We start from the raw sequence: 10,187 nt of genomic DNA, 5'->3' as shown, positions 1-10,187 counted from the left end.
ATGTTCCTGGCCCTGTCACAGACTGACGGCCAGCTCAAATTCGACATGGAAAGGTTCGGTGAAACGACAGTCGGTCTCACCCATCATTCCCACAACGACAGCGGGGAACCTTTTATCCTTGTCACATGCGACCGAAACCTTGTCTTCCTTGGGGACCACTGCCACGACAGTGTACGGTTTCCATTCAGGAAGCAACTCCGTGTATTCCCCGTTGACGAGGGATCTCTGTCTGCAGCCACACCACCAGTGGACTTTGGCGCTTCTGTCAATTACCCGACTAGCGCCCCCAACACCAGTTCTGTTCTGATGGTTTCCGGGTCCAAGGTGCTACTCGCGGAGCTCCATCATATGGCCAGTCCGGTGCAGAGGCACATTCCCATCAATGGAACCCCAACCAAGATACTTTTTTCGGCCAACCTTCAGTGTCTCATTGTCGCGGTCAACAAGCCCAGTGGCACGAGCCTGTTGTTCATTGACCCCGAAAGTGGAAAGGACCTGGGACAAGCCTGCGAAAAGAAATCAGAGCCCAGAGCGCCAAACGAGGACATTCATGGTTTGGGGAAGCCCGATGATCGAATCTTCGGATTGGTCGAATGGGTGTACACAAGTATGCAGAAGGTTTGGCGGTACATTGTGGTCACGACTCGACAAGGCCGCATCATTGTGATAAGCACTGCCAGGATCGCGGGTAGTGTTGGCGAGGGGCCCAAGATTGAGTACTGGAGGCAGTTCCAGAAGCGGCACACCGCAGGCCCAGTGTATTCTGTGGTTGGTGTCAAAACCGGACTCGTTTACTGCGCCGGAAACACGCTTGTTCGGGATGATCTTGACCTCGAGAACAGGAAGCTGAAAACAATCCGAGAGGAGGTGTTGGGATCTCCAGCAACAAGTCTCGCAATCGCCCAATATTCGGCAGAGCTTTTGGCACTGACCAGCCGCGACTCAGTCCAGATGTTCAATCTGGGTTTCAAAAATAATCCTGTACCTGCCAAAGAAACACGCTGGGGAAGTTTCAATGTGTTGCGTGATTTCAATATCAATGCAGTAAAAGGTTTAGTAGAGGAAGCTGCAGCCGATAAAGCTGCCCCTGCAGGATCGTTGAAAAGACGTGTAGGTGACTTTTACACAGCTGCAATGGACAGTGCAACAATAGAAAAGCTAGGTTATACACCTATCAAAGCTGATTTAACCAGGGTAGCAAATATCAAAGACCTTAAGGGAATCATCAACGAAGTCATCTACATGCGTACTGTCGGTATTGGAAGCCCTATATTTGGTTTCTACGTTGATCAGGATGAAAAAAATGTTAACAAGCTGTTACCATACCTTAGCCAGGGTGGCACCACCCTACCCGACCGCGATTATTATTTAAAAGACGACAGTCGCTCGCTAAAAATTAGGGATGCCTTTAATACTTATATGACTACCCTATTTACCTTAACAGGAAGTTCTGCAGCAGAAGCCAAACAAAAGGCAGCCGCTGTGATGGCTATAGAGAAACAATTTGCAGCAGCACAGATGAGCAAGCTGGAAATGCGCGATCCTTATAAAACATACAATAAATTTGCTGTAGCAGAATTTTCTAAAAGCACGCATAACTTAAAATGGGCAGAGTTATTTACGCAGATGAAAGTTAAAGGTCAGGATACCGTTTTGGTAAATGCACCTCATTTTTTCAGTACTGCTGATAGCATGTTAACGGCCATCCCTGTTGCCGACTGGAAAACCTATTTAACTTGGACTGTATTAAAAAGCAGTGCGCCTAACTTAAGTGCTCCTTTTGTGAATGCAAACTTTGCGTTTACCCAGGCACAAACAGGACAAAAAGTTCAAACACCAAGATGGCAGCGCATGGCTTCCTTAACGGACAGAACCCTTGGTGAATTATTAGGTCAGTTATATGTGGCTAAATATTTTACCCCTGAAGCCAAGGCAAGGATGACTGACTTGATCAAAAACCTGCGTACGGCTTTTGAAATCAGAATTAAAGGCCTTGATTGGATGAGTACTGAAACTAAAGAAAAAGCTTTGGCTAAGCTTCACGCTTTTATACCCAAAATTGGCTATCCAGAAAAATGGAAAGACTATAAAGGCTTAGAAGTTAAAAAGGATACTTATTTCCAAAACCTGCGTAATGCATCTGTATGGAGTTATAACGAAATGATTAACAAGTTAGGGAAACCTGTAGACCGTACTCGTTTTGAAATGACGCCGCCAACGGTTAATGCTTATTACAATCCAACAATGAATGAAATTGTTTTCCCTGCAGGGATCCTTCAATTCCCATTCTTTGACCCTAAGGCTGATGATGCCGTTAATTATGGCGGTATTGGTGCTGTAATCGGTCATGAGATGTCTCATGGTTTTGATGATAGTGGCGCTAAATATGATAAAGAAGGTAACCTGCGCGACTGGTGGACTGCAGCAGACAAAGCTAAGTTTGAAGAAAAAACAAAGGCTTTAGGTGCTCAGTTTGACACTTATGCCGTGTTAGACACCATCCACGTTAATGGTAACTTAACCATGGGCGAAAACATTGGTGACCTTGGTGGTTTAAATGCTGCTTATACTGCTTTTAAATTAACTAAACAGGGCCAGTCGAACGAGAAGATTGATGGTTTTACGCCAGATCAGCGTTTCTTCCTTTCATGGGCACAAGTATGGAGAGGAAATATCCTTGACGATAGTGCGGCACAGCAAATTAAAACTGACCCTCACTCGCCAGGAGAATTCAGAACTATCGGTGCACCGGTAAACATGGATGCCTGGTATAATGCTTTTGATGTGAAACCAGGAGATAAATTGTACAAGAAACCTGAAGATAGAATCAGGATGTGGTAAATTACCCTTAAAGAATGCTAACCCAGGTATGTTGCTCATGCCTGGGTTATTTTTTGCCTATAAATTTAATCATATAAAGCCTGCATCTTTTTCGAGAGCTTGCTTTTCACCAATGCCCTTGATGTGGCCGTAAGAGATTTCAACTCCTGGTCGTTAAGTACATCCAGGGAAACTATTTTTACCCATTGTTTTTTCGCCATATGCGGTGCCTGCATAATGCCATCCCTTGCAGTAAGCTCCTCAAATTCTTCAGGATCACATTTAAAGCTTGCACTGCCCTCATCTAAGCCAATAATGACATACATCTTTTCTGCAATCATGAAACAAAGGTGTTCTCCCCACTTTATCCCTTCGGTAGTTCCAGGCAGTGAAAGACAATATTCCCTAAACATTTCAATGTCCATAGTTTGTGTATTTATAGCTAATTTATGCAAGCTTTCTCTTAATTTTGAACAAATGAATAAAATAATCCAAACTGCCGACGGCTCCAACACCTTATTTAATGAAACCATTGGCGAGAATTACCACTCCAAACATGGAGCAGTACAAGAAAGTCACCATGTGTTTATCAATGCAGGGTTAATAAAGGCCATCGAAAATGCGGAAACACCAGAAGTAGCCGTACTGGAAGTGGGTTTTGGCACTGGACTTAATTATATATTTAGTCTGCAGCATTGCCTGGAACAACAGGTCAGCTTAAACTATACAGGCATTGAAGCATTTCCTATCAAAAAAGAAGAACTGCTGCTGACCGAATATGGCAAGTATGTTTCAGAAAACATTTGGAAAAGCTTAACAAATCATTATGAACAGGCCATTGGCCAACAAGTAGAACTCTTTCCATCACAACAGCTGGAAATTGCCCATTGCACCTTAAACGATTTCAATACGACCAAAAAATACGATGTCATTTATTTTGATGCTTTTTCAGTACAGCATCAGCCAGAAATGTGGACAGAAGAAATGATTGCCCACACCTGCAGTTTCCTTAAAGATGGCGGCATTTTTGTTACCTATGCCATTACAGGCAACCTGAAAAGGGCAGTAAAAAAAGCAGGACTCACGGTGGAAAAATTACCTGGAGCACCAGGAAAAAGAGAAATGTTAAGGGCTACTAAAGTTTTAACAAACAGCAGCGAATAGCAGCTAGCAAAAATCATCATCATGGAAAAGAGAAGATTAGGAAACACAGATTTATACGTTGCACCCATAGCTTTTGGAGGCAATGTTTTTGGCTGGACCATTGACGAGGCTACATCCTTCGAAATACTGGACGGCTTTACCGAAGCAGGTTTTAACTTAATAGATACTGCAAATTCTTACTCCCGGTGGAAACCCGGCAATAAAGGTGGTGAATCAGAAACCATTATTGGCAACTGGATGCAGGAGCGTAAAAACCGCGACCAGCATATTATTGCAACCAAGGTAGGTTCTGATATGGGCGACGGCAATAAAGGGCTGTCAAAAAAGCACATCACCGAGGCGGTGGAAGCATCGCTTAAACGGTTAAAAACTGATTATATCGACCTTTACCTATCGCATTTTGATGACCAGGATACGCCACAGGAAGAAACCCTTCAAACCTATGACGAACTGATTAAAGCAGGGAAATTACGCTGGATTGGGGCATCAAACTTCAGTCCTGAAAGGTTACTTTCTGCCCTTGACTATAGCACCAATAACAACCTGGCGCGTTACGAGGTCTTCCAGCCAGAATATAACCTTTACAACAGGGAAAGCTTTGAGCAGAATTATGAGCAAATCTGTACGGAGCATCACCTGGGTGTTATCAGTTACTTTTCTTTGGCCAGTGGTTTCCTATCAGGAAAATACCGCAGCGAAGCTGACTTTGGCAAAAGTCAAAGAGGTGGTGGCATGAAAAATTACCTCAATGAACGCGGTTTCCAGATCTTAAAAGCACTGGACCAGGTTGCCGAACAATATAAAGTTCAGCAAGCAACGGTAGCTTTGGCATGGCTCATTGCCCAGCCGGCAATAACAGCACCCATTGCCAGTGTAACTAATTTAGAACAGCTGGCCGCCCTCACGCAGGCTGCCACCCTGCAACTTGATCATGAAGCCCTCACCCTGTTAAATGAAGCCAGCTACTGGAGGTAGCTCTTCCATTAAATGAATAAACCTTAACTTTGCCAGCAAATTATAATTATAAATGCCAAATAACATTCCACCTGTAACGGCCAATGATCCAGCTGCTGGATTCATGAGGCTCTTAACTGTTTTAGATACACTGCGCACTGAATGTCCATGGGATAAAAAACAGACCATGGAAACTTTAAGGCACCTGACCATTGAGGAAACTTATGAGTTGTCTGATGCCATTATGGAAGGCGACGCACAGGAAATTAAAAAAGAATTAGGTGACGTGATGATGCACCTGGTATTTTATGCCCGTATAGCTTCAGAAAAAGGAGAGTTTGATATCCTTGATGTGTTAAACGGCGTATGTGAAAAACTGATTAGTCGCCACCCTCATATTTATGGCGATGTGATTGTGCAGGATGAAGCCGAGGTAAAACAAAACTGGGAGAAACTTAAACTTAAAGAAGGGAATAAATCTGTATTGGCAGGCGTACCCGCTGGTCTTCCTTCATTGGTTAAAGCCAGTCGCATTCAAGAAAAAGCCCGTGGTGTTGGTTTTGACTGGGCCGATAAAACCCAGGTTTGGGAGAAAGTAGAAGAAGAATTGCAGGAATTTAAGGATGAATTCAATGTGGTTGATAACAGTGCCATTGATGCTGATAAAGCAGAAAGTGAATTCGGCGATTTGCTGTTTTCTCTGATCAACTATGCAAGGTTCATCAACATCAATCCTGAAAATGCTTTAGAAAAAACAAACAAGAAATTCATTAAACGTTTCCAGTATCTGGAAGAAAAAGCCAAGGAAAGTGGCAAAGCTCTGCAAGACATGACGCTTGCTGAAATGGATGTTTATTGGAACGAAGCGAAAACTAAATAGAAAATTAAAAAAGCCCCGATGATGGGGCTTTTTTAATCATCATATTTTTAATTATAACTTATTTACGCCCCCACCTAAAGCACGGTAAAGTTCTACCGCAGCAATCAGCTGAGAAGTTTTAACAGCGGCCAATGCTAATTCACTTTGCAAAGAATTACTTTGTGCCGTAATGACCTCTAAATAAGTAGCCATACCGTTCTTAAACAATAAGTTGGAGTTTTTAACCGCCTGCTGCAAAGTCTCTACTCGTTTTAAGGAAATAGCATACTGCTCTTGCAGCTTTTGTATTTTAACCAGTTCATCAGACACCTCGCCTGTGGCATTCAACACCGCCTGTCTAAACTGAATTACTACCTTTTCTCTATCTATTTTGGAAACCTCATATTCTGTCTTCAACTGTTTACGCTGAAATAGTGGTAGCGTAATGCCACCAGCCACTACCCCAAATAAGGAAGCAGGTACATTAAACCAATTACTCGCCTTTAGGGAATTTAATCCACCGCTGGCTGTAATACTTAATGTAGGGTATAAATTTGCCTTGGCAATACCTACCTCGGCATTGGCCATATTCAGGGCCAGCTCGGCAATCTGCACATCTGGTCTGGCACTCACCATGGCTGCTGGATAGCCCGATGCCAGTTCTACAGGAATTTTTATGCGCTCAAGGCTCGACTGGCGCTCTATTGCTGCGGGCACTTTTCCGGTGAGGATGCTGAGCGCATTTTCCTGGATAGTGATGGCCTGTTCTAATTCTGGAATCAGCTGTGCGGCCACCAGTTGTTGTGCTTCTGCCTGCTGGATGGCCAGCGAGGTAACCTGACCAACATCAAATTGCATCTTGATAATGCGCAAGGTGCTGTCGTTCAGCTTGAGATTTCTTCTCGCCACCTCCATCTGTGCATCCATCATCAGCAATTGGTAAAAACCTTGTGCTACATTGGCCACAATTCTGGTTTGCAAGGCCTTTCTGGCTTCAGCAGTTTGAAGGTAGGCGATCATGGCAGATTTCTGCTGGTTTTTAATCTTCCCCCAGATGTCTGCTTCCCAGCTTAAACCCAAACTGGCAGTATAGTCTTCAATATGTTTAGTGCCTAAAAACTGACTGGAGCTCAAGCCATTTAAACTATTGTCTGATGGTCGGTTTGAACTGGCCGAAAGCTGTAAATTTACCACCGGTATATTGCCCAGGCGTGCTTGTTTAAACAGCAGTTCTGCAGTTTCAATATTTTTAACCGCCAGCTGCAGGTCATAATTCCTCAACAAGGCTGTATCAATTAATTGTTGAATATCAGGCTCCTGGATAAAAGCTTTGACAGGTAAAATGGCAATGCTGCTGGAGTCACTGGCCACGCTGCCCCTAAAAGCAGCGGGCGTGGCATTGAGGGGTACGGGAATATCTTTCGACACTTTACATCCCATGGCCAGGGCCATGATAACGATGAGGAAAGCTGTATAATTAAGCGTTTTCATAAACAAGTTCTTTAATTGGAGTTACTTTTTTAGTTAATACCACGGTTGTACCGCTCACTCTTTCCTGTAAATACTGGAAGAAGATGAAAAGCACAGGAATGAACAGCAAGCCGAGCACCACACCGAACACCATGCCCCCGGCAGCACCAATACTGATGGAGTGATTTCCTAAGGCAGAAGGGCCAACGGCATTCATCATCGGAATCATGCCCACAATAAAGGCAAGGGACGTCATAATGATGGGACGAAGGCGCAGTTTAGCGGCTTCAATAGCAGAAGCTGTTAAAGATTTACCAGCACGCCTGCGCTGCACGGCAAACTCTACAATCAGGATGGCATTTTTGGCCAGCAAGCCAATCAGCATTACCAGTGCCACCTGCACATAAATATTATTAGAAATACCGGTTAAGCCAATGGCTGAAAACACACCTAAAATACCTGCTGGAATAGACAACACCACGGCGAAAGGCAAAATGTAACTCTCATATTGTGCGGCAAGCAAGAAATAAACGAAGATCAAACAAAGGCTAAAAATAATGGCCGACTGCCCGCTGGAAGAGATTTCTTCTTTCGTTAATCCGGTAAATTCATAAGAATAACCGAAAGGCAATTGTTGTGCCGCCACTTCTTCTACTGCTTTAATGGCATCTCCAGAACTATAACCGGGTTTAGGAATGGCATTGATACCGATAGAAGTAAACAAATTATACCTCGATACGTTCTCTGGCCCGTAAACACGTTTAAGTTTAACAATGGTATTGATGGGCACCATATTTCCAGAGCTGTTTTTAACAAACACCCCATCCATAGCCGATGGGTCTACCCTATTAACTTTATCTGCCTGCACCATCACACGGTAATATTTACCAAAGCGGTTAAAATCTGATGCTTGCGTACTTCCAAAATAAGCTTGCATGGTTTGCAATACGTCTTTAACACTTACCCCCAGCTGATCTGCTTTTTCATCATCCACCTGCAGCTCCAATTGTGGAAAATCTGCCCTGAAGGACGTAAAGGCAACGGCAATTTCCGGGCGTTTCATCAACTCCCCAATAAATTTGTTGCTAATGCCACTGAACTTATCTAGCTTACCATTTGTACGGTCTTGTAGAACCATATCCAGACCGTCGACATTACTAAAGCCCGGTACGGTAGGGAAAGTAAAGACAAAGAAATTAGCACCTTTAATAGTGGCAAGTTTGCCTCGCACTTCATTCATGATCTCGTTGATGTCTTTTACTTTTCCTCTTTCCTTACTAGGTTTGAGCAGGATAAAAGATACCCCCATAGAAGGACTTGACGATTGGGTAAGGATGTTAAAACCCGACAAGCCCATCAGTGTTTTCTTGGACTCCATGTCGCCAAGCTTGTTCTCCAGCTCTTTGATCACCTTAGTGGTACGGTCTAAAGAAGCACCTACAGGCATTGACAAGGAAACGGCAATAAAACCTTGATCCTCTGAGGGGATAAATCCTGAAGGTGTTCTTTTAACCAAAATACCAGTCAGCAGCAATACAATAACCAAACCAGCAACACTTACCCATTTAAAACGAATTAAAAAGCGCAGTGCACCAAGGTATTTGTTGGTCAGTTTGTCAAAGCCGGAGTTGAAACCTATAAAGAACTTTTCTTTAAAGGTTTTCTTTTCAGCAGGGTTTGCAGAATGATGGTTACTTTCTTTTAAAAATAGGGCTGTTAAAGCCGGACTTAATGTTAAGGCATTGACAGCAGAAATAACAATGGCAATAGCCAGTGTAAAGGCAAACTGTCTGTAGAATACACCTGTTGAGCCTTCCATAAAACCTACCGGTAAAAATACTGCCGACATCACCAGGGTGATGGAAATAATGGCACCGGTAATTTCGCTCATGGCAGAAAGTGTTGCTGCTTTTGGAGCTAGTTTGTGATGTTCCATTTTAGCATGGACAGCCTCTACCACCACAATGGCATCATCCACAACAATACCGATGGCGAGTACCAGGGCAAAAAGGGTAAGCAGGTTGATGGAAAATCCAAACAGCTGCATAAAAAAGAAGGTTCCTAAAATAGCTACCGGTACAGCAATAGCCGGAATTAAAGTAGAGCGAAAGTCTTGCAGGAAGATAAACACCACGATGAACACCAAAATAAAGGCTTCAATCAGTGTTGATTTTACCTGTTCAATAGAAATATCAAGGGAATCTTTGGTGTTATATAACATCAGGTATTTCACCCCTTTGGGGAAGTCCTTTGATGCTTTTTCCATTAAATTGGCAATGGCAATCTGAATTTCATTGGAATTGGATCCAGACAACTGCATTACTCCAATATTTACCCCCGGTTTGCCGTTTACACGGGTAAAGTTACCATAGGTATAGGTACCGAATTCTACCCGGGCAACATCTTTGAGCCTTAATATAGAGCCATCGGCATTGGTTTTTACTGCAATGTTTTCATAAGCTTCAGGTTTATCTAATTTACCCTTATATTTAATAACGTATTCAAAAGAAGCCGTGCTGCTTTCTCCAAATTTTCCCGGAGCAGCTTCCAGACTTTTATCCTGAATAGCGGCCGTTACTTCTTTCGGGGTCAGTTGGTAAGCTGCCATCTGCGCCGGATTTAACCATACACGCATAGAGTAGTCTTTGTTTCCACCAAAAATCAGGGCTTGTCCTACTCCCGGAATCCTTTTAATTTCGGGAATGATGTTGATCTGCGCATAATTGGCTAAAAAGGCCTGATCATAGTTAAGGGAATCTTCCGTAAACATATCCACTACCATGATTAAACTGTTCTGTTGTTTTGCGGTCGTAATACCTGCTTGTACAACTTCTACAGGGAGCTGACTCGTAGCCTGAGATACACGGTTTTGAACATTTACGGCCGCCTGGTCTGGGTTAGTACCCAGTTTAAAATAAAC

General features: G+C 43.4%; 7 protein-coding genes. 4 read left to right on the top strand and 3 right to left on the bottom strand.

Annotated features, from left to right (window positions below; translation table 11 throughout):
• The coding region (locus tag ACR2F7_RS07720; protein WP_432713004.1) for a M13 family metallopeptidase at positions 1 to 2,841 on the top strand (2,841 nt) is incomplete at its 5' end.
• A gap of 65 nt (positions 2,842 to 2,906) precedes the next feature.
• Here ACR2F7_RS07720 and ACR2F7_RS07715 read toward each other — a convergent pair.
• Positions 2,907 to 3,245: an MmcQ/YjbR family DNA-binding protein gene (locus ACR2F7_RS07715; protein WP_432713003.1), complete on the bottom strand. Its 339-nt coding sequence runs from the start codon at positions 3,243 to 3,245 to the stop codon at positions 2,907 to 2,909.
• Between the two features lie 52 nt (positions 3,246 to 3,297).
• On the opposite strand from ACR2F7_RS07715, the gene mnmD reads away from it, so the two are divergent.
• From mnmD to mazG, 3 genes are read left to right on the top strand one after another with little or no spacing between them, the layout of a single operon-like run.
• A complete protein-coding gene (mnmD, locus tag ACR2F7_RS07710; protein ID WP_432713002.1) occupies positions 3,298 to 3,984 on the top strand; it encodes a tRNA (5-methylaminomethyl-2-thiouridine)(34)-methyltransferase MnmD in 687 nt (228 codons plus the stop codon).
• A 21-nt stretch (positions 3,985 to 4,005) separates the two neighbouring features.
• Positions 4,006 to 4,959: an aldo/keto reductase gene (locus ACR2F7_RS07705; RefSeq protein ID WP_432713001.1), complete on the top strand. Its 954-nt coding sequence runs from the start codon at positions 4,006 to 4,008 to the stop codon at positions 4,957 to 4,959.
• 52 nt (positions 4,960 to 5,011) lie between these two features.
• On the top strand, positions 5,012 to 5,818 hold the full coding sequence (mazG, locus tag ACR2F7_RS07700) for a nucleoside triphosphate pyrophosphohydrolase (RefSeq protein WP_432713000.1): 807 nt from the start codon (positions 5,012 to 5,014) through the stop codon (positions 5,816 to 5,818).
• A 51-nt stretch (positions 5,819 to 5,869) separates the two neighbouring features.
• Here the strand turns inward: mazG and ACR2F7_RS07695 are convergent, their stop codons facing one another.
• Together ACR2F7_RS07695 and ACR2F7_RS07690 are read right to left on the bottom strand one after the other, a co-directional pair.
• A complete protein-coding gene (locus ACR2F7_RS07695; protein ID WP_432712999.1) occupies positions 5,870 to 7,288 on the bottom strand; it encodes a TolC family protein in 1,419 nt (472 codons plus the stop codon).
• The coding region (locus ACR2F7_RS07690) for an efflux RND transporter permease subunit (RefSeq protein ID WP_432712998.1) at positions 7,275 to 10,187 on the bottom strand (2,913 nt) is incomplete at its 5' end. The genes ACR2F7_RS07695 and ACR2F7_RS07690, both read right to left, overlap by 14 nt.

The sequence above is a fragment of the Pedobacter sp. genome, assembly GCF_045628745.1.
Lineage (GTDB): Bacteria > Bacteroidota > Bacteroidia > Sphingobacteriales > Sphingobacteriaceae > Pedobacter.
This window is presented reverse-complemented; position numbering and strand designations above follow the sequence as displayed.